The 20,420-nt window shown below is 62.7% G+C and carries 19 protein-coding genes; 14 read left to right on the top strand and 5 right to left on the bottom strand.

Annotated elements, in window-relative coordinates; translation table 11 throughout:
• Positions 1 to 71 precede the first annotated feature (71 nt).
• Together JH15_RS06550 and JH15_RS06545 are read left to right on the top strand one after the other, a co-directional pair.
• Entirely contained in the window at positions 72 to 320 is a 249-nt protein-coding gene (locus JH15_RS06550; protein ID WP_043528152.1) for a sulfurtransferase TusA family protein, read from the top strand.
• Positions 317 to 1,417, top strand: a complete 1,101-nt coding sequence (locus tag JH15_RS06545) for an AI-2E family transporter (protein WP_043528150.1) — start codon at positions 317 to 319, stop codon at positions 1,415 to 1,417. The genes JH15_RS06550 and JH15_RS06545 overlap by 4 nt, the downstream gene beginning before the upstream one ends.
• Before the next feature lie 3 nt (positions 1,418 to 1,420).
• Here JH15_RS06545 and JH15_RS06540 read toward each other — a convergent pair whose 3' ends face one another.
• A complete protein-coding gene (locus JH15_RS06540; protein ID WP_043528148.1) occupies positions 1,421 to 1,894 on the bottom strand; it encodes a peroxiredoxin in 474 nt (157 codons plus the stop codon).
• A 184-nt stretch (positions 1,895 to 2,078) separates the two neighbouring features.
• Between JH15_RS06540 and dapA the strand changes: the two genes are divergently transcribed.
• The 4 genes from dapA to purC are packed head-to-tail and all read left to right on the top strand — an operon-like array spanning position 2,079 to position 5,507.
• Positions 2,079 to 2,963, top strand: coding sequence for a 4-hydroxy-tetrahydrodipicolinate synthase (gene dapA / locus JH15_RS06535; RefSeq protein WP_043528147.1), 885 nt, complete (start codon positions 2,079 to 2,081; stop codon positions 2,961 to 2,963).
• 41 nt (positions 2,964 to 3,004) lie between these two features.
• Positions 3,005 to 3,970 carry an outer membrane protein assembly factor BamC gene (locus tag JH15_RS06530; protein WP_043528145.1) on the top strand — a complete coding sequence of 322 codons (966 nt, stop codon included), beginning with the start codon at positions 3,005 to 3,007 and terminating at the stop codon, positions 3,968 to 3,970.
• Entirely contained in the window at positions 3,970 to 4,773 is an 804-nt protein-coding gene (locus JH15_RS06525; RefSeq protein WP_052383923.1) for an MBL fold metallo-hydrolase, read from the top strand. Before JH15_RS06530 ends, JH15_RS06525 begins: the two co-directional genes overlap by 1 nt.
• A 20-nt stretch (positions 4,774 to 4,793) precedes the next feature.
• Positions 4,794 to 5,507: a phosphoribosylaminoimidazolesuccinocarboxamide synthase gene (gene purC / locus JH15_RS06520; RefSeq protein WP_043528143.1), complete on the top strand. Its 714-nt coding sequence runs from the start codon at positions 4,794 to 4,796 to the stop codon at positions 5,505 to 5,507.
• 8 nt (positions 5,508 to 5,515) lie between these two features.
• Here the strand turns inward: purC and tsaA are convergent, their stop codons facing one another.
• The gene (gene tsaA, locus JH15_RS06515; RefSeq protein WP_043528141.1) at positions 5,516 to 6,259 is read right to left on the bottom strand and encodes a tRNA (N6-threonylcarbamoyladenosine(37)-N6)-methyltransferase TrmO; all 744 of its coding nucleotides are present in this window, start codon (positions 6,257 to 6,259) and stop codon (positions 5,516 to 5,518) included.
• 119 nt (positions 6,260 to 6,378) lie between these two features.
• Between tsaA and JH15_RS06510 the strand changes: the two genes are divergently transcribed.
• Complete coding sequence (locus JH15_RS06510) at positions 6,379 to 6,879, top strand: GNAT family N-acetyltransferase (protein ID WP_043528139.1); 501 nt, start codon at positions 6,379 to 6,381, stop codon at positions 6,877 to 6,879.
• Positions 6,880 to 6,884: 5 nt separating this feature from the next.
• On the opposite strand, the gene nadC is transcribed toward JH15_RS06510, so the two are convergent.
• The gene (gene nadC / locus JH15_RS06505) at positions 6,885 to 7,739 is read right to left on the bottom strand and encodes a carboxylating nicotinate-nucleotide diphosphorylase (protein ID WP_043528137.1); all 855 of its coding nucleotides are present in this window, start codon (positions 7,737 to 7,739) and stop codon (positions 6,885 to 6,887) included.
• A 77-nt stretch (positions 7,740 to 7,816) separates the two neighbouring features.
• Between nadC and ampD the strand changes: the two genes are divergently transcribed.
• The 6 genes from ampD (at position 7,817) to JH15_RS06475 (ending at position 16,042) form a co-directional block, all read left to right on the top strand.
• On the top strand, positions 7,817 to 8,374 hold the full coding sequence (ampD, locus tag JH15_RS06500; RefSeq protein ID WP_043528135.1) for a 1,6-anhydro-N-acetylmuramyl-L-alanine amidase AmpD: 558 nt from the start codon (positions 7,817 to 7,819) through the stop codon (positions 8,372 to 8,374).
• 366 nt (positions 8,375 to 8,740) lie between these two features.
• The gene (gene aceE / locus JH15_RS06495) at positions 8,741 to 11,419 is read left to right on the top strand and encodes a pyruvate dehydrogenase (acetyl-transferring), homodimeric type (protein ID WP_043528134.1); all 2,679 of its coding nucleotides are present in this window, start codon (positions 8,741 to 8,743) and stop codon (positions 11,417 to 11,419) included.
• 76 nt (positions 11,420 to 11,495) lie between these two features.
• Positions 11,496 to 13,562, top strand: a complete 2,067-nt coding sequence (gene aceF, locus JH15_RS06490) for a pyruvate dehydrogenase complex dihydrolipoyllysine-residue acetyltransferase (protein ID WP_043528132.1) — start codon at positions 11,496 to 11,498, stop codon at positions 13,560 to 13,562.
• Positions 13,563 to 13,827: 265 nt separating this feature from the next.
• Positions 13,828 to 14,484: an adenylate kinase gene (gene adk, locus JH15_RS06485; RefSeq protein WP_043528130.1), complete on the top strand. Its 657-nt coding sequence runs from the start codon at positions 13,828 to 13,830 to the stop codon at positions 14,482 to 14,484.
• Positions 14,485 to 14,573: 89 nt separating this feature from the next.
• Positions 14,574 to 15,275: a tRNA (adenosine(37)-N6)-threonylcarbamoyltransferase complex dimerization subunit type 1 TsaB gene (gene tsaB, locus JH15_RS06480; protein WP_043528128.1), complete on the top strand. Its 702-nt coding sequence runs from the start codon at positions 14,574 to 14,576 to the stop codon at positions 15,273 to 15,275.
• Positions 15,272 to 16,042: a class I SAM-dependent methyltransferase gene (locus JH15_RS06475; RefSeq protein WP_043528126.1), complete on the top strand. Its 771-nt coding sequence runs from the start codon at positions 15,272 to 15,274 to the stop codon at positions 16,040 to 16,042. The genes tsaB and JH15_RS06475 overlap by 4 nt, the downstream gene beginning before the upstream one ends.
• Here the strand turns inward: JH15_RS06475 and plsB are convergent.
• Positions 16,018 to 18,498 (bottom strand): glycerol-3-phosphate 1-O-acyltransferase PlsB, encoded by a 2,481-nt coding sequence (plsB, locus tag JH15_RS06470; RefSeq protein ID WP_081948918.1) that lies wholly within the window; start codon positions 18,496 to 18,498, stop codon positions 16,018 to 16,020. The genes JH15_RS06475 and plsB overlap by 25 nt on opposite strands.
• A 133-nt stretch (positions 18,499 to 18,631) precedes the next feature.
• On the opposite strand from plsB, the gene JH15_RS06465 reads away from it, so the two are divergent.
• Positions 18,632 to 19,753 carry a phospholipase D-like domain-containing protein gene (locus JH15_RS06465; RefSeq protein ID WP_043528124.1) on the top strand — a complete coding sequence of 374 codons (1,122 nt, stop codon included), beginning with the start codon at positions 18,632 to 18,634 and terminating at the stop codon, positions 19,751 to 19,753.
• Here the strand turns inward: JH15_RS06465 and JH15_RS06460 are convergent.
• The gene (locus tag JH15_RS06460; protein WP_043528122.1) at positions 19,750 to 20,394 is read right to left on the bottom strand and encodes a YecA/YgfB family protein; all 645 of its coding nucleotides are present in this window, start codon (positions 20,392 to 20,394) and stop codon (positions 19,750 to 19,752) included. The two genes, JH15_RS06465 and JH15_RS06460, sit on opposite strands and share 4 nt — an antisense overlap.
• Positions 20,395 to 20,420 lie beyond the last annotated feature (26 nt).

Here is a 20,420-nt window from a genome sequence, read left to right as displayed (position 1 = left end):
GTGCCTTTAAATTCGTGGTTATCGACGCCAGCGATACCTGGCTCCAGTTCGTCATTTTCCCGGGAGTTCGCATGGCACTGCAACCTGACGATGTGCTCGATGCACGTGGTCTTCCCTGCCCGCTGCCGCTATTGAAGGCTAAGCAGGCCCTGTCCCGGCTGTCGGCGGGCCAGGTACTCGAGGTCCTGTCGACCGATGGTGGTTCCTGGCGCGACTTCGAGACATTCATCGATCAAAGCGCCCATGAGATGCCGGCTCGTGAAGAGCGGGGCGATGTCTACCATTATTGGCTCCGCAAGGGCGGAGAACCAGAGGCATGAAACTGAACGCCATTTTCAAGGAATGGGTCGACCGTTATTTTTCCGATGAAGAGGCGGTCATCCTGCTGGTGGTTCTGATCCTCGGCTTCGCCGTGGTGATCTGGCTGGGACGCATGCTGGCGCCGTTCTTCACCGCGCTGGTCTTTGCGTTCCTGTTGCAGGGTGCCGTCAATTGGCTCGGGCGTCGTGGCCTTCCCCACCTGCCTTCGGTCATCTTCGTCTTCCTGGGATTCATCGGCCTGGTCCTGGCCATGGCGTTCATCGTCATGCCGTTGATCTGGGACCAGATGGTCAATCTGGTGCAGGAGACGCCGCGGATGTTTGCCAGCGGGCAGATGCTGCTCGATGACCTTCAGGCGAGCTACCCGAACCTGATCACGCCCGACCAGATCCAGGGTTGGATCGCCATGGCCGGTCGTGAAGTCACCCAACTCGGCCAGCGGGCCCTGACACTCTCGTTGGCCTCGCTGGGCAGTATCATGGCCGTGATCATCTACCTTGTGCTGGTGCCGATCCTGGTGTTCTTCATGCTCAAGGATAGCCAGCGGCTGATCGATTTCACCTTATCGTTGTTGCCCCAGAAGCGCACCCTGATGAGCCGGGTCTGGAACGAGATGGATGACCAGATCGCCAACTACATTCGCGGCAAGTTCATCGAGATCATCATTGTCGGTAGCGTCGCCTTCGTGACGTTCGTGATGTTCGGGCTGCCTTATTCCGCGCTGCTGGCATTGCTGGTGGGACTGTCGGTACTGGTGCCGTACATCGGCGCGGCAGTCGCCACGCTGCCGGTAGCCGCCGTGGCCGGCTTCCATTTCGGCATCAGTGACCAGTTCGTCTACGTGCTGGTGGCCTACGCCATCATCCAGGCGCTGGACGGCAATGTACTGGTCCCGATCCTGTTTTCCGAGGCGGTCAATCTGCATCCGGTATCGATCATCGTGGCGGTGCTGTTCTTCGGTGGAATCTGGGGCTTCTGGGGGATCTTCTTCGCGATCCCCCTGGCTACGCTGCTCAAGGCGCTGGTTCAGGCCTGGCCACGCAGTATTCGTGTCCATGGCGAGCGCCAGACGGTGGAGGCGCTGGCAGAAGAGTGAGGCTCAACCGGCGTCCAGCTCACGGGCGGCCTCGAGTACCTCGTCGACATGGCCCGGAACCTTGACCTTGCGCCACTCCCGGGCCAGGTTGCCGTCCTTGTCGATCAGGAAGGTACTGCGTTCGATGCCCAGGTGTTCCTTCCCGTACAGCTTCTTGAGCTTGATCACGTCGAACAGGCGGCATAGCGTCTCGTTCTTGTCCGAGATCAGTTCGAAGTTGAAGTCCTGCTTGGCCTTGAAGTTCTCCTGGGCGCGAATGCCATCTCGGGACACGCCCAGTATCACGGTGTTGGCGGCCTCGAAGTCGGCCTTGCGGTCGCGAAAATCACCGCCTTCGGTCGTGCATCCCGGCGTGCTCGCCTTGGGGTAGAAATAGACCACTACCTGCTGGCCCCGGAACTGCGAAAGGCTAACGGGGTTGCCGCCGGTCGCTTCGGCGGTGAAGTCGGGGATGGGCTGGCCAATGGTGGCGCTCATGCAATGCTCCTGCAGCTGTTGGGGCGGGGTGTGAGGGTTTCCGATTACACGTAAGTCGCGGTGCGCTGTAAAGCGACACGCGGCAACGTCACTGGTTGCTGTACAGGCTTTCGTCGCCTGAGTACCATTTAGCCCCCTGGCAGCATTGCCTTGAGGGCACTATGAGATCAAGAGGACCCGCAGCATGATCACAGGCAGCATTGTCGCCCTGGCGACACCGATGAAAGCCTCCGGCGAAATCGACTGGGAGGCGCTGCGGCGTCTGGTGAATTTCCATCTCGAGAACGGCACCGATGGCATCGTCGCCGCCGGCACCACGGGCGAGCCCACGACCATGTCGTTCGCTGAACACTTCGATGTGATCCGCACCGTGGTCGAAGAAGTCGCCGGCCGAATCCCGGTGATCGCCGGTACCGGTGCCAACGCAACCTCCGAGGCGGTCGAGCTGGCGCGCTATGCCACCGAAGTGGGCGCGGATTACTGCCTGTCGGTATGCCCCTACTACAACAAGCCGACCCAGGAAGGGCTCTACCAGCACTTCAAGGCGGTAGCCGAGGGGGCGGACCTGCCCATTATCCTCTACAACGTGCCGGGACGTACCTGTTCGGATCTCTACAACGAGACCGTTTTCCGCCTGGCCGAGATCGACAATATCGTCGGACTCAAGGATGCCACCGGCAACCTCGAGCGTGCCGAGGAACTCGTCGATCGGCTCAAGGGCAGCGGTTTCATGCTCTATTCGGGTGACGATGCCACCGCCTGTGACTTCATGCTGATGGGTGGCCATGGCGATATTTCCGTGACCGCCAACGTGGCGCCGCGCTCCATGCACGAGCTATGCGTGGCTGCGATTGCCGGCGATGCCGAGACCGCCCACCAGATCAACACCCGGCTGATGCCGTTGCATACGGGGCTGGGCATCGAATCGAATCCGATGCCGGTCAAGTGGGCCCTCAACCGTATGGGCTATGCCGACCGGGGCATTCGACTGCCGCTTACCTGGCTATCGGAGAAATACCATACGACCGTGGACGAGGCCCTGCAGCTGGCAGGCGTGATCGAAGGCTGAGCTCGAATTCGAACCGTGTTAAGACGACTCAAGGTGGATGCATGAATCCTGCGCTGAAATGGATGCCGCTGGTGGTATCGATCGCCCTGGTGGCGACCGGTTGTGCACGTGAAGGGTATTATCACGACCGAAACATCGACTACACGGAGGCCGAGCGCAGCACGCCGCTGGTACTGCCGGAGTCGCGCAATACGGCACGCTACGGTGACGCCATGCCGATCCCCGACGCCAACCGCGAGTTCGTGTCTTCCGGTGGTCGCTTCAGCGCACCGCGTCCCGATGACGTGACACGTACGCGGCAGCGCGATTATGTTCAGCGCCGCGATACCGGCACGGGGAGCTGGCTGGTCGTCAATGCCGCGCCCGCCACCGTCTGGACCCAGCTCGAGGATTTCGCACGGCGCCAGGGGCTGCAGGTGACCGAGCGTGATCCGAACCGCGGTGTGATCGAGACGAGCCAGGGCCGCTTGTATGTGCGCCCCGGCGTGCAGACTGGTGCCAGTGAAGTGCGCTGCGAGCAGGCCGGGCAGGTCAACGAAACTTGTCTGTCATCGCTCGGCAACTTCCTGAGTGGTCAGAGCCAGACTGCCAGCGCGTCGGCGCTTGCCCGCCAGCAGGCGGTGGCCGAGCCCGATCGGGTTCGCCTGGAGCAGCGCGGCGACGACTGGGTGCTGGTCATGGATGTAGATGTCGAGCAGGCCTGGAACGAGATCGGCTATCAGTTGGAGTCCCACTTCACTCAGGAAAATCGCGAGCTGTTGCTCGAGCGTGATGCCACACAGCGTGACTTCCTGGTCGAATACATGACCGAGAGCGAGCGTGATCGCGGAGTCATCTCGATCATCTTCAGTCCCGATGTGCGCCAGACGTCCCAGCAGTTGCGTCTATCGCTCGAGGCAGCGGGTGATGGCCAGACCGTGGTGCGGGTCGAGAATGAAAGCGAGCGCGCCTTCACGGCGGAAGACGAGCAGGAATTCCTGGGGCGCGTGGAGGACCTGCTGCGCTGATGCCTGATGGCGCTACCCATGCCCTGCCACGCGGTAGGGCGCTGCACTTCGCCTCCCTGGGCAGTGGTAGCAAGGGCAACGCCACCCTGGTCAGCGATGGCGAGACGCATATCCTGGTGGATTGTGGATTCGGCATGCGCGAGGCCGAGCGTCGCCTGGCCCGCCTGGGTGTGCACCCGCGTCAGCTCGATGCTCTGTTGATCACGCACGAGCATGGCGACCATATCAGCGGGGCGGGCGCGTTGGCGCGTCGTCACGGGGTGCCGATCTACCTGACCCCTGGCAGTTGGCTCTCGCGGCGTCTGGGTGAAGTACCGCAGCACCACTGGATCACGCCACAGGCACGTTTTGCCATCAAGGGGCTGGAAATCGATCCGGTCACCGTGCCCCACGATGCCCGCGAGCCGGTGCAGTTCCGCTTCCATGCCCATGATCGGTGCCTGGGATTGTTGACGGACCTCGGGCATCCCACCGGCCACGTGACGGAGGCCTTTCAGGGCTGCGATGCACTGATTCTGGAGTGCAATCACGATCGTCGAATGCTTGCCGAAGGGCCCTATCCGCCGCGACTCAAGCGGCGCGTGGGGGGTAACTGGGGGCATCTGGCCAATAGCCAGGCGTATGATCTGCTGCAACGGCTGGGGCTCGATCGGCTACAGCGTATCGTCTGCTCCCACCTGTCTGAACACAACAATCGCCCCGAGCTGGTCAGGGAAACCCTGGCCCCCTTGCTCGATGGCGATGAAACACGGTTGCTGGTGGCGGCCCAGGATCTGGGGCTGGACTGGCAGACCATCGGTTAACTCGTATTCTGGAGCTCCCCATGGAAAAGCGCGAAGCACTCTATGCCGGCAAGGCCAAGTCGGTCTATGTCACCGACGACCCCGATCGCCTGATTCTGCACTTTCGCGACGACACCAGTGCCTTCGACGGCCAGAAGAAGGAGGCCCTGGCGCGCAAGGGCATGGTCAACAACAAGTTCAATGCCTTCATCATGGGCAAGCTTGAAGAGGCGGGGATTCCGACCCACTTCGATGGCCTGCTCTCCGATACCGAATGCATGGTCAAGAAGCTCGACATGATTCCGGTGGAGTGTGTCGTTCGCAACGTCGCGGCCGGCAGCCTGTGTCGACGTCTGGGCGTCGAGGAAGGGCGCGAGCTGACGCCGCCGACCTTCGAACTGTTTCTCAAGAACGACGAGCAGCACGACCCGATGATCAACGAGTCGCTGGCTGAAACCTTCGGCTGGGCCACGCCTGAGCAGCTCGCCGAGATGAAGGCACTGACCTTCAAGGTCAACGTCGTGCTCAAGCAGTTGTTCAAGGACGGGGACATGCTGCTGGTCGACTACAAGCTCGAATTCGGCGTTTTCCACGGCCAGATCGTGCTTGGCGATGAATTCTCCCCCGATGGCTGTCGCCTGTGGGATGCCAACACCCGCGAAAAAATGGACAAGGATCGCTTCCGTCAGGGCCTGGGTGGGGTCATCGAAGCCTATGAGGAAGTGGGACGGCGTATCGGTGTGGCGTTCGACTGACCCGGCAGTTATGGATCCAGCGCCACGATAGCCAAGACTTCCATGACCGGGGTGCCGGCGTCGTCGACCACGTGAAAGCGGACATCGACATCCCGCAGCCGCACCCCGTAAACCCGCGCTTCCGCCCCTCGTCGATAGGCGGGACGCGGGTCCTGAGCCAGCACCTGTTCGATCAGTGCCCGCAGCGAGAGACGATCGGCACGCTCGGCAAGGCGGGATTCCGCCTCGCACGTGAACACCACCCGATAGTGAGGTGGGGCATCGGGGGCAAAGCCAGCCAGCGCATCGGGGCGTGACTCGACCCACGGCAAGTAGGGTTTGATGTCGAGTACCGGCGTGCCATCGAGCAGGTCATGACCGCGCAGTTCCAGCGCGACACCCCGCGTTGTGTCGATGCCCGCCAATTCCACGAGCGACAGGCCGAGGCGATTGGGCCGGTGCGTGCTGCGGCTGGCGAATACCCCCACCTTGGCATTGCCTCCCAGCCGCGGCGGACGCACCAGGGGCGTCCAGCGCGTAGGGCTCTCGTGGAAGACAAAAGTCAGCCACAGGTGACTGAACGCCTCGAGGCCGCGAACGGTCAGCGGATCGTCGAAGGGGGGATCCAGTCGCAATCGGCCGCGGGCGGCTGGGGCCAGGCCGGGCTGGCGCGGTATGCCGAACTTGTCCGGGTAATCGCTCTCGATATGACCGATGACATCGAGGGTAAAGGCCGGCGCAGCGGGGGCAGGGGAAGAGGGAAGCTCGCTCATGCAGCGCATTATGCCGTGACCGGGAGGCGTGTGCGAATGCCTGTATCGGTTGGCGGGTCCAGCGCCTTTGTGTAGGCTGCGCTTCATATCGACCCGCCTGACGCCGCTGGAGTCTCACCATGACCGCGACCGCTCGAATCCGCTACCGCCAGGCACTCCCGCGCGACGCAGCCGACCAGGCCGAAGTCTTCCACCATGCCGTCATGCAGGGGGCGGCAGTCCACTATAGCGTGGCACAGCGCGAAGCCTGGGCATCGGTGCTGCCCCGCGAGGCGAGCGCCTGGTCGGCTCGGCAGGCGCTTTACACGACCCTGGTGGCGGCCTGTGACGGACGCTGTGTGGGTTTTCTCGAAATAGACATGACACGGTCGCGCATCGAGACCCTGTATGTCTGGCCATCGCTGGCGCGGCGTGGCATCGGCACGACCCTGTTGGTTCATGCCGAACGCGCATTGATCGAACAGGGGGCTTCCCGGGTGACGATCGATGCCAGCCGCGTGCTGGCGGAAGCGCTGGAACGACGCGGCTGGGTGTCACTGGGCGAGGAGTGGGTCGAGCGCGGCGGCGAGAGCCTGCCGCGCATCAAGATGAGCAAGCGTCTGGGGGTCGTCGAGACCTGATACGCTCAACGCGTCTCGCTGTGGGTAATGCGCATCGACAGGTCGATGGCCTTGACATCCTTGGTCAAGGCCCCTGACGAAATGCAGTCCACGCCGGTCTCGGCGATGTCCCGCAGGGTTGCCTCACTGACGTTGCCCGATGCCTCGAGCGTGACGCGTCCGGCATTGCGCCGCACCGCTTCGCGCATGTCATCGAGCGTGAAGTTGTCGAGCATGACGATGTCGGCACCGGCTTCGATGGCCTGATCCAGTTCATCGAAGGTCTCGACCTCGACCTCGACCGGAAGATCGCGGGCGATGTTGCGTGCTTCCTTCACGGCCTTGGCGATTCCCCCGCATGCTGCGATGTGGTTCTCCTTGATGAGAAAGGCATCGTAGAGACCGATCCGATGGTTGTGGCCGCCCCCGCACGTGACCGCATACTTTTGCGCCAGGCGCAGCCCGGGCAAGGTCTTTCGTGTATCGAGTAACCGCACCCCGGTACCGGCGATCAAGTCGACATAGTCCCGGGTGCGGGTGGCGGTGGCCGAGAGCGTCTGCAGCAGATTGAGGGCGGCACGCTCGCCGTTGAGCAGGGCGCGAGCCGGCCCTTCCAGTTCCAGGACAGTGTCGCCGACCGCCAGGCGGTCGCCATCGGCCGCTTTCCAGGTCAACTGGACCCGGGGGTCGAGGCGACGGTAAAGCTCATCGACCCAGGCCACCCCACACAGGATGGCCGCCTCTCGCGTCACGACGGCAGCCCGGGCCCATTGCCGCTCGGGAATCAGTTGGGCGGTGATATCCCCCGGGCCGACATCTTCGGCCAGTAGTCTGGCAGCACCGGTGCGAATGTCTTCGGCCAAGGCTTCGTAATAATGCATGGGGCGGATCCAATCCTCTACTATGCGACAATCTCCGCATTATAGGGGAGTCATGGACACAGCGTCAGGGGAGTGCGATGCGCATCGATTCGGGGTGGTGGGACGCGGCACGTCGGGTGGTTTCGCCCAATCAGAACGAACGTCCCCATGGGGAGGTTTCAGCCCTGGTGCTGCATTCCATCAGCCTGCCGCCCGGTGAGTACGGTGGCGAAGATATCGAGCGCTTGTTCACCAATTGCCTCGACCCCCACGCACACCCCTATTTTGCGGGCATCGCCCACCTGCGGGTGTCGGCACACTTGCTGATACGCCGGGACGGTACCTGTACCCAATTCGTGCCCTTCGACCGTCGCGCCTGGCATGCCGGGCGCTCGCGCTGGTTCGACGGTGAGCGGGAGCGCCGCGAGCTCAATGACTTCAGTGTCGGCATCGAACTCGAGGGGGACGAGATAGGCCCTTACCGGGAAGCGCAGTATCTTGCCCTGGCAGCCGCGACACGGGCGCTGATGGCGACTTACCCCGCCCTCACCTCATCTCGCATCACCAGTCATGCGCGCATCGCCCCGCTGCGCAAGCGCGATCCGGGGCCGGCATTCGATTGGGCCTATTTCAGGCGTTGCCTCGGCGCAGGCTGAACGTGGTCACGGTATCTGCGTTCTTGTGATCCACGGTAGTTTCGCTACATTTTCCACACATGCGACTAGACTGGGGGCAAAGGGCTTGCTGGCATCAGTGTTGCGCTGCAGCAAGCTGATTGAAAACGGTTTTCATAATGGCGCCAATTGGCACGCGATCCGCTTTGCGGTATCTTCGTGGCCCTGAAAACCCATACTTAAGTGACATTTCTGTAACTTCGCTACACGTTGCAACCCAAACGGCAACGGGCATGTCTATCGAGGTGCGACCCAACGCAGGTCCGCCCGCACTGAAGAGCGCCAATACGCCCCTCCACCCCCGGGTGAGGGCAGACCGATACAATATCTTCATTCGGAGAGACGTCTATGAGTCTGGAGGCAAGAGAGGATCTCGATCCGGTCGAAACCACGGAGTGGATTGAAGCCCTGGAATCAGTCCTGGATCGAGAGGGCGAAGAGCGCGCCCAGTACCTGATGAGCCGCCTGGCCGATCGCTTCCGTCGTGACGGGATGCAGGTGCCTTTCTCGGTGACGACCCCTCATCGCAACACCATCCCGGTCCACCGCGAAGCGCGCATGCCCGGCGACCTGTTCATGGAGCGGCGCATCCGGTCCTTGATTCGCTGGAACATGGCTGCACAGGTCATCCGGACCAACAAGAAGCACAAGGGGCTCGGCGGGCACCTGGCCAGTTACATGTCCAGTGCCACGCTGTATGAAGTCGGCTTCAACCACTTCTTCCGTGCCCCCGAAGGGGACTTCAAGGGCGACCTGCTGTATATCCAGGGCCACGTATCGCCAGGGATCTACGCACGCTCCTTCCTCGAAGGACGTCTCACCGAAGAGCAGATGGACAAGTTCCGTCAGGAAGTCGACGGCGACGGTCTCTCCTCCTATCCGCACCCCTGGTTGATGCCGGATTACTGGCAATTCCCCACCGTCTCCATGGGGTTGGGCCCGATCACCGCGATCTATCAGGCCCACGTCATGAAGTACCTGGATGCGCGTGGCCTGCAGCCGATGCACGACCGCAAGGTCTGGGCCTTCCTCGGCGATGGCGAGTGCGATGAACCGGAATCCCTGGGCGCGCTGCACCTGGCCAGCCGCGAGAAACTGGGTAATCTCATCTTTGTCGTCAATTGCAACCTGCAGCGTCTCGATGGGCCGGTACGCGGCAACTCGCGAATCATCGACGAACTCGAGGGCGTGTTCCGCGGTGCCGGCTGGAATGTGCTCAAGGTGGTCTGGGGCCGCTTCTGGGATCCGCTCTTCGAGCAGGACAAGAAGGGCATGCTGCAAAAGCGCATGGACGAGGCGGTCGACGGCGAGTACCAGAACTACAAGGCTAACGGCGGGGCCTATACCCGAGAGCATTTCTTCGGCAAGTATCCCGAGACCGAAGCGTTGGTCAAGGACATGTCCGATGACGATATCTGGAAGCTCAATCGCGGCGGGCACGATCCGTACAAGGTCTATGCGGCCTACCATGAGGCGGTGAACAACACCAATGACAAGCCCACCGTGATCCTGGCGCACACCGTCAAGGGCTACGGCATGGGCGGTGGCAGCGGTGAAGCCGACATGGAAGCGCACCAGATCAAGTCCATGGAACTCGACGCGATCAAGAAATTCCGCGATCGCTTCGGCATCCCGGTGACCGACGAGCAGCTCGACAGCGGTGACATGCCGTACTTCAAACCGGCCAAGGAAAGCCCGGAAATGAAGTACATGCATCTCATGCGTGAGCGACTCGGTGGCTATCTGCCGGGACGCAAGAACGATTTCGAGCCGCTCGAGATCCCTGGCCTCGACGACAAGATGTTCTCGAGCCAGACCAAGGGCTCCGGCGATCGTGAAGTCTCGACCACCATGTCCTTCGTGCGCATCCTCAACGGCCTGGTCAAGAGCAAGACGCTGGGCAAGCAGGTCGTGCCGATCGTGCCCGACGAGGCACGGACGTTCGGGATGGAAGGCATGTTCCGCCAGCTCGGCATCTACACTTCCGAAGGCCAGAAGTACGAGCCGATGGATGCCGGTCAAATCATGTTCTACCGCGAGGACAAGCAGGGTCAGATCCTCGAGGAAGGTATCACCGAGGCGGGCGCCATGTCGGCGTGGATCGCCGCGGCGACTTCCTACTCCAACCACCACATGCCGTTGCTGCCGTTCTACATCTACTACTCGATGTTCGGTTTCCAGCGCATCGGTGACCTGGCCTGGCTGGCCGGGGACATGCAGGCGCGCGGCTTCCTGCTCGGCGGCACCGCAGGGCGTACCACACTCAACGGCGAAGGTCTGCAGCACCAGGATGGCCACAGCCATATCCAGGCGTCGACCATTCCCAATTGCCGCAGCTACGACCCGACCTACGGCCATGAGGTGGCGGTGATCGTCCAGGACGGCCTGAAGCGGATGTATCAGGACAAGGAGAACTGCTTCTATTACCTGACCCTGATGAACGAGAACTACCCGCATCCGGAAATGCCGGAAGGATGCGAGGAAGGCATCATCAAGGGCATGTACCTGCTACGCGAAACCGAAGGCAAGAAAGCGCACGTGCAACTGCTGGGCAGCGGTACCATCCTGCGCGAGGTCGAGGCAGCCGCCGAGATCCTGCGCGAGGAGTACGACGTGGGCTCCGATATCTGGAGCGTGACCAGCTTCAACGAGTTGCGTCGCGAGGCCCTGGAGTACGATCGCCAGAGCTTCCTCAAGCCCGAGGAGACGCCGACCAAGCCGCATGTCACCCAGTGTCTCGAGGGACGCAAGGGGCCGGCGATCGCCTCGACCGACTACATGAAGTTATTCGCCGATCAGGTCCGTGCCTGGGTGCCGACCGACTATCATGTATTGGGCACCGATGGTTATGGCCGTTCCGATACCCGTGAAAAGCTGCGTCACTTCTTCGAGGTCGACCGCTACTTCGTCACCGTGGCTGCGCTCAAGGCGTTGGCCGACCGGGACGAAATCGACCGCAAGGTAGTGGGCGAAGCGATCAAGAAGTACGGCATCGACCCGAACAAGCCTAACCCGCTGACGGTATGAGCCGCTGACCAGCTGATCAGGAGCGTGGTGGCCTGTGGCGGCCATGCTCCGAGCACGATTTGGAAGGAGCGCGACCTTGAGTAGCGAAATCATCAAAGTCCCAGACATCGGTGGCAGCACCGATGTCGAAATCATCGAGATCGCGGTGTCCGAAGGCGACGTCATCAGCGCTGAAGACACCATGATCACGCTCGAATCCGACAAGGCCAGCATGGACGTGCCGGCGCCCAAGGGCGGCAAGGTGGTCAAGGTCCTGGTCAAGGAGGGCGACACCGTATCCGAGGGTGACGACATCCTGGAGCTCGAAGCCGAGGGCGAAGGCGGCGGCGAGCAGGAGGACGAGTCTGATGCCGAGCAGGAGAAACAATCCGACGACGCCGAGAAGCAGGAGAAGAAGCCGGCCAAGCAGACGGCCTCGGATGACAAGCCTGCCAAGAAATCTTCCGGTGGTGGCAAGCGCACGGTAGAGGTCAAGGTGCCCGACATCGGCGGCAGTGAAGACGTCGAGATCATCGAAGTCGCTGTCTCGGAAGGCGATGAGGTGAGTGCCGAGGATCCCTTGATTACCCTGGAATCCGACAAGGCCTCCATGGACGTGCCGAGCCCGCACACGGGCAAACTCGTGTCCTTGGCGATCAAGGAGGGCGATACCGTCTCCGAAGGTGATCTGATCGGCACCATGGAAATCGCCGATGAGGGTGGCGACGAGGAAGACGAGGACGACCAGCCCTCTTCCGAAGACACCGACGAGCAGGCCGAGGAAACCGCCGAGGCGGAAGAGCCTCAGGACGATGACGACGAGGAGACGGAGGGAGAGTCTCAGCGTAAGGAAATTCGCGTTCCGGATCTCTCCGGCTCCAGCGATGTTCCGATCATCGAAATTGCCGCTTCCGCCGGTGATGACGTCGACGTGGAAGACCCGCTGATCACCCTGGAGTCCGACAAGGCCTCCATGGACGTGCCGAGCCCCTACAAGGGCAAGCTGGTCGAATTGACGGTCAAGGAGGGCGATACGGTCTCCGAGGGCGATCTGATCGGCTATATCGAAGTGGCCGGCAGCAAGCCCAAGCCGAAGAAGGCCGACAGTTCGCAGAAGTCGTCTTCCAAGGCCGAGAAGTCAGGCAAGAAGCCGGCCAAAGGCGATCAGGTTGCCGAGGTCTCGGCCCCACCGACGCCGAGCCCTGAATCTCAGGTAGCCCTCGACAAGCCCCGCGAAGCCAGCCAGGTCCATGCCGGCCCCGCGGTACGCATGCTGGCGCGCGAACTGGGTGTCGACCTGGCACGGGTCAAGCCGAGCGGTCCCAAGGACCGGGTCCTCAAGGAAGACGTGCAGGCCTACGTGAAGCAGACGATGTCACGTCAGCAGAGCGGCGAGGCACCCGCGGCAGCCGCCGCTTCCGGAGGTGCGGGCATTCCGCCGGTTCCCGAGCAGGACTTCAGCCAGTTCGGTGAAATCGAAGAGAAGCCGATGGGCCGTCTGCTCAAGATGGGCGCGACGAATCTGCACCGTAGCTGGCTCAACGTGCCTCACGTGACCCAGTTCGACGAAGCCGACATCACTGAGCTGGAAGCCTTCCGCAAGTCGATGAAGGCCGAAGCCGAGGCCCAGGGCGCCAAGCTCACGCCGTTGCCGTTCCTGGTCAAGGCCTGTGCCTTTGCCCTGCGCAAGTTCCCGCAGTTCAACGTCAGCCTGAAAGGCGATGGCGAGACGATGGTGTGGAAGAACTACGTGCATATCGGTGTCGCCGTGGATACGCCGGACGGCTTGATGGTGCCGGTCATCCGTAACGCCGACCAGAAGTCGCTGATCGAACTGGCCAAGGAGAGCGTCGAGCTCGCCGGCAAGGCGCAGAACAAAAAGCTCAAGCGGGAGGAGATGACGGGTGGTTGCTTCACCATCTCCAGCCTGGGCTCGATTGGTGGTACGGCGTTCACGCCGATCGTCAATGCGCCGGAAGTGGCCATTCTGGGCGTTTCCAAGTCGCAGATGAAACCGGTCTGGGATGGCCAGGCGTTCCAGCCTCGCCTGATGATGCCGCTGTCGCTGTCCTATGACCATCGTGCCGTCAATGGGGCGGATGCCGCGCGCTTCACGGCGTTCCTGGCTCAGGCACTGACCGATATCCGTCGCTTGTTGATGTAACCGTCTGGATTGCGGTAAGAAATACCGCTGTCCTCAACCAACGGCGCCTACGGGCGCCGTTGTCTTTTATGTCTCGCGCCTCTCGCCAGACCAAAGTGTTAATCGTAAGCCAAGCACCTGATGATAAAGGTCATTTTTATGACACTCAGGCTGTTTGTCAGGTCCGGGGCGCTTGTCTGGGCGAGGGAGCCCGGGTATCGTCTCGATTAATCCATCTATGCCACGTTATAAAAACGCTTTTCATGTCATTCAAGGAGCAGTTCAGATGCGTTTGATCCTGTTGGGCGCCCCGGGGGCCGGTAAGGGTACGCAAGCCCAGTTCATCTGCGAACATTACAGTATCCCGCAGATCTCCACTGGTGACATGCTGCGTGCCGCTGTCAAGGAAGGTAGCGACCTGGGGCTCAAGGTCAAGGAGATCATGTCCAGCGGGGGGCTGGTGTCCGACGACATCATCATCGATCTGGTCAAGGAGCGCATCAGCCAGCCGGATTGCGCCAACGGGTTTCTCTTCGATGGCTTCCCGCGCACGATTCGCCAGGCGGAAGCGATGAAAGAAGCCAACGTCAAACTCGATCATGTTCTTGAAATCGCCGTCGATGACGAGGAGATCGTCAAGCGCTTGGCCGGTCGTCGCGTGCATCCCGGTTCGGGTCGTGTATATCACCTCGAATACCAGCCGCCCAAGGAGCCTGGCAAGGACGACGTCACCGGCGAGGCCCTGATACAGCGTGACGACGATCGCGAATCCACCGTTCGCAATCGTCTCGCTGTCTATCATGAGCAGACCGCACCGCTGGTCGACTACTACCGAGAGTGGGCGGAGAAAGAGCCCGAGAAGGCCCCCAAATACCATCGCGTGGAAGGGGTCGGCAGCATCGACGATATCACGCGCCAGGTGAAGGCAGCACTCGAGAGCTGATCCCCTTCTGGAACGATCGACGGCCCGCACACCTGCGGGCCGTTGTCGTATAATACCCGGCCACTGATCTGCCCTGAGGTACGCGACATATGCCGACCCTACTGGCGCTGGATGCCTCCACCCAGGCTTGCTCTGCGGCGTTGATGGTTCATCGCGAAGGGCGTGACGAGGTCATTTCGCGCTTTTCACTGGCGCCCCGCGAGCACACGCGTCGCCTGATGCCGATGGTTGAAGAGCTGCTTGCCGAAGCGGGTATCGGGGTGTCGTCCCTCGATGCCGTTGCCTACGGCCGGGGCCCGGGGTCGTTTACCGGATTGCGCATCGCCGCCGGGACGGCCCAAGGGCTGGCTTTCGGCGCCGATCGCCCGCTGCTTGGCGTCTCCACCCTCGAAGCGCTGGCGTTGCGTGCCAATCGCCATCATCACGTTCGCCACGTGCTGGCCGCACTGGACGCGCGTATGGGCGAGATCTACGTCGCTGCTTACCGCTGCCATGACGATGGCCTTGAACGCTTGCTCGATGAGGCCGTGCTGCCTCCCGAGCGCCTTACGCTGCCCTCGAACGCGCAGGACGTCGATTGGGTCGGCGTCGGCTCGGGCTGGACGCTCTGGGACGCGATGCCCGTCCTGCTGCAGGATGCCATGAGCCAGACGTTCGAGGACATGCACCCCGCCGCCGAGGAGATGGCCTGGCTGGCCGCCCGTCAATTTGCGGCCGGTGAGGCGCGTGAGGCGCATTTGATCCAGCCGATCTATCTGCGCGACCAGGTGGCCTGGCAGAAGAACGCATGAACCCGGCGGTACCCGTGAGGGTGTGCGGCGTTGGCCTCGAGCCATTGGCCGAACGGCTGGGCCTGCCGTGGGCGCCCGAGAACGGCGATGGGCTGAATCTGGTCATGCACGACGGAGCCCTGGTACTGGCGGGTGACGAATCGCGTTACGGCAAGCCGCTCAAGGTCGATTTCGTCACTGGCCAGGCGGCGCATCGTCGCCGCTTCGGGGGCGGACGCGGCCAGCTCGTGGCCAAGGCCTGTGGGCTGGGCAAGGTGACCTCACCGCGCGTGGTCGATGCGACGGCTGGATTGGGCCGCGATGCCTTCGTGCTGGCGAGCTTGGGTGCCGAGGTGCTGTTGATCGAACGCCATTCGGCGATTTTTGCCTTGCTCGAGGATGGCCTGGCTCGGGCCCGGCAGGACGCCGAGACGGCACCCATCGTGGAAGCCATGACGCTGGTGCACGCCGATGCCGCGCACGATCTGGCGAAGATACTGGAGCGGCAAGCCTTCCCGCCTCAGGTCATCCATCTGGACCCGATGTTTCCCCATCGCGACAAGTCGGCGCTGGTCAAGAAGGAGATGCGGCTGTTCCGCGATCTGGCCGGCGATGACCTGGATGCACCGATGCTTCTCCAGAGCGCACTGGCCGCCGCCACGCACCGCGTGACGGTCAAGCGCCCTCGCAAGGCGCCTGCGATAGCAGGGCCGGCCCCTCACCATGTCATCGAGGGCAAGACCAGTCGCTACGACCTCTACGTTCACCGCTCGCTGGGCGAGGCCTGACTCGACGAGGATATCTGCAGCAGGCGCTGGCGCAGGGCGGGGTCGAAGAGGGTGCTGGCGCGACGGGCGCCGCGTTCGAGCGTCGGGCCATAGTGCACTTGATCCTCCTGTAGCCATAGCCAGCCCTCCTCCTGCAGCGAATCGATGAGCCCTGCGAACAGCCGGGCATCGAAGTACTCAGGCGCCTCCAGGCCCGATAGCAGGGCGAGGCGTTCGGCTAGCAGCCGGCTCTGCTCGATCAATGCATCACGGCTCAAGTTACCGCTGGGCTCGCGCAGCAATGCGGTCAGCAACAGGAAGCCTCGCTCGAGTGTCGGCTGGACAAGCCCCCCCAACAGACGCAACTGTTCATACGCCTCGTGCTGACTGGCGGGACGCTGCCAGCTCCCATTGCCGTTGGCCTCGAGCAGCCCCAGCTCGGTCAGTGTGTCGAGCATTTCGCGCAAGCAGGACTCCAGGGAGAGCGGCGCGGCAATGAACAACTCGCGCCTCAGCACCGGCCAGCTGGGGGCGATGAGTTCGTGCAGCTCCGACAAACGCAGGCGTGCATTGTTGCGAAACGCGAATGCCGTCAGCCCCGCCAGGGCATAGAGATGCAGCACGTTGTTACGGTACCAGCTCAACAGGCTGGCGCGCGCGCTATCGGTGAGCACCAGCTCGCCCAGTGCCTGATGGCGTCGTTCGATGAAGCCGAGTGATGCTGCCTGGGCGATCCACGTCTCTGGGGTGCCGTGGGGCAGGCTGATATGCGAGCCGCCCGGCAGACGCTTTTGCAGGTCGACCATCACCGCAAGCTGCCGCAGCAGCAGACGGGTTTCGATGGCGTGATGCGGTGTGGCCAGGAGCACCAACGCTACCAGATTGACGGCATTGAGGGCTGCTGCGTCATTGATGCGTCGTGCCAGTTCGTCGCCGAGTCTTGGCACGGCGGTGGTGAGCCAGGGCGGCCTGAGCGTGTCGCGCTGCTGGCGCCATCGGGGGACCTGGCTGTCGAGGTAGGCGTCGAGGTAAAGCGGCTCGCCGATATTGACCGCGACCCGGCCGAAGGCCTGGCGAAGCTGGCCGAGTGAACGCGCCAGCCCCAGCGGGCTTTCCTTGCGTTTCTTGTGTCCTTTGAGTTCCTTGAGGTAGCTATTGCTCTCGAGGACGCGTTCATAACCGATATAAACCGGTACGAAGACCAGGCCCCGTCCGCCGCCCTCGGCTCCCGGCAGGGAGCTGCGAATATGGGAGCGCAGGCTCATGGCGAGCATGCCGGGCCGGGGCGTTAGCATACGACCGCTACGCGATCGCCCACCTTCGATGAAGTACTCAAGGGGGTGGCCGCGTGACAACAGGCGGTGCAGGTACTCGTTGAACACGGCGCTGTAGAGTCGGTTGTCCTTGAAGCTACGGCGCATGAAAAAGGCGCCTCCCCGGCGAAGCACGCCGCCAACCACCGGCATGTCGAGATTTCGCCCTGCGGCGACATGCGGCGGCATCAGCCCTTCGCGGTAGAGCACGTACGAGAGCAGCAGGTAATCCATGTGACTGCGATGGCAGGGCACATAGATCACGGTATGCTCCCCGGCCAGCCGCTTGACCTGAACGAGGCCCTGGACGTCGACACCGTCATACAATCGGTTCCAGAGCCGCTCGAGCAGGCGGGACATGAAGCGCAGCACCGGGTAGGACATGTTCGAGGCGATCTCGTGCCCGTAATTCCAGGCGCGCTTCTCGACCCGGGGCCGCGACCGCCCCTGGGCTTCGGCCACTTCGGCAATCGCTTGGCGCACGTCGGGGCTGGTCACGACACCGCCGATCAAGGTGCGGCGATGCGACAGGTCGGGGCCCAGCACGCGGGTGCGAAGCCGACGAAAATGCACGCGCAACAGACGTGCCACCTTGCGGTTGGTGAGTTCGCTGGGGCGCTCGTCGACCAGGTCGCGCAACTTGAGTGGCGCACCGAAATGCAGCTCGACGTCCTTGCCGTTGACGATCACTGAGAACGCCCGCCGCAGGTGGCCGGTAAATTGCCAGTTATCGGCCGCGATGAGCTTCCAGAAACCGAACCGCTTGCCGGGCGCCCGTCCCCAGAAGATGCTGACCGGCACGATCTGGATATCCTCCTCGGGGTGTGCAGCGAGGTGATCGAGCAACGGGCCAAAGGGAGGGGGGGGTGAGCGGCGTCGCCTGAAGCGGCGACGGGTCGTTGGAAGCGGCTGGCACGCCCGCTGCTGGATGGATCCGACCGCCAATGGTTGGCTCGGCGAGGGCAGGCCGTGGCGGGCACAGACGCTCTCCAGCAGCAGTGTGTCGCTGAGGGCCGGATGAGGCAGTACGTACAGCACGGGATGCCGCGGATCGAGGGCCAGCTCAGAAGGCGCAGGCTCGATCAGACGAAGTTCGACCCAGCGGGCAATGAGGCGTCTCAGCGGAGCGCGTAAGGCATTGGCGATCACGGAAGTCCAGGCCATTACAGTGCCTCGTCTGGGGCGGAAAATTGATCGGCCAGTATAACGGCATGCTCGACCCCGACGCAGGGGGTTCTTCCGTGTCCCGCTTAATCATGCGTCAATAGAGGACGAATCCCGGGAAAGCGAGATCGAGATGCGTGGCATGTGGAGAGAGGGCAATCGCTTTACCCTGCTGCCCGAAGCCAAGCGCTTCCTGCCGGAGATGTTCGAAGCCATCGGCAAGGCCCGCTCGTCGATCCTGATCGAGCTCTACCTGATGGAATCGGGGCGTCTCGCCGATGGCCTGATCGAGGCACTTGCAGAGGCTGCAGCCCAGGGTATCACGGTGATGCTGCTGCTCGATGGCTATGGATCGCGGGGTCTGGAAGACGCGGATCGCCAGCGTCTATTGGCGAGTGGCGTGGCGCTGCGTTTCTTCAATCCGCTGGGATTCCACTCACTGGCGCGCAACCTGACGCGCGATCACCGCAAGCTACTGCTGATCGATGGCCGGGTGGCCTTCACCGGCGGCTTCGGTGCCGTCGATGATTTTCTCGACGCCTGGTATGAAGTGGCGGTACGCATCGAGGGGCCCGTGGTTGCCGACTGGATGCGTTTGTTCGCAAGGCTCTGGGACTCGCCCCTGTCCCGTGGCAAGGGCAGCCCTTCACTGGTGCGTGAGTTGGCGCCGGAGGCCGACTCCCAGGAAAACGATCACGGCATGCGGGGGCGGGTGATCTGGGGGCAGGGCTACCGCTACCAGGCGATTCGCCACTCGTTACAGCGCACGCTGGCCTCGTCCAGCCGCCGGGTCTGGCTGTGTACACCCTACTTCGTGCCCACACTGAGCTTGCGCATGCGCCTGGCCCGCGCCGCCAGGCGCGGCGTCGATGTTCGGCTGCTGCTTCCCGGCGATGCCCATGACCACCCCTGGGTGCGTTATGCCGGACAGCGTTTCTATGGCCGCCTGTTGCGTGCCGGCGTGCGGATCTACGAATTCCAGCCCAACTTCATTCATGCCAAGTTCGTGCTGGCCGATGATTGGGTCAGCATCGGTTCGTGCAATTTCGATCATTGGAGCCTGCAGTGGAATCTCGAGGCCAATCAGGAGGTGGACGACGCGCGCTTCGCCGGGGACGTGGCCACGCTATTCGAACGTAACTTCGCCACCAGCCGTGAGATCGATCCACGGCAGTGGGCACGGCGGCCTTGGGCGCAACGCATTCGCGAGTGGCTGTTTGGTACGTTCAATGCCTGGTTGACCCGCTTGCGCTAGCGTCGCCCCTTGCCGCGTCCGGCCGGTTGCTTGCGCCGTGGCATGGGCTTGGGTTTTTCAGGGGGAACCCGGTAGTGAAGGTACAGGTCCAGGACGAGTTCAGGAAGCTGGCGCACCAAGCCTTCCAACTGCTCCGGATCGCCTGCCAGTTCGGCCATGTCCGGCTCGTCATCGAACAGACCCGAGAGCGCCATGAATGGCAAAAGCAAGGTCGCTGCGTCTTCTTCGTTGTCTTCGAACCAGGCGCTCTCATCGAGGAACACGCCCTCCATGAAGCCGGCACACCAGTCGCCGATCGGGGTTTCTGCGGGTGGCAGGCCCCCCAGCTCCAGGTCGAAGGGCAGCTCAGGTAGCAGGCCTTCGTCGAGGGCAGCGATGGCATTGTCGCGTAGCGTCTCGAGTAGGCCAAGAATCTCCTGGCGCTCGCCATCGCTGGTAAAGGCGGGTTCACCCTGGAAGAGATCGGCCACCCAGACCGCCGGCTCGCACTCCCGAGGCGCCACGGCCAGTGCCACCAGAAAGCCATGGGTGCCGATCAGATCGAGGGCATCGGCATCCACGCGTTCGGACTCGAGAAATTCATCGAGCCGTTCAAGGGCATCATCGTCGAGCAGCGGTTGGGGAGGGGGGGTATCGGCCATCGGTCTCTCGCATTGCAACGCAGCGG

It is taken from the genome of Litchfieldella xinjiangensis, assembly GCF_000759345.1.
Taxonomy (GTDB): domain Bacteria; phylum Pseudomonadota; class Gammaproteobacteria; order Pseudomonadales; family Halomonadaceae; genus Litchfieldella_A; species Litchfieldella_A xinjiangensis.
This window is presented reverse-complemented; position numbering and strand designations above follow the sequence as displayed.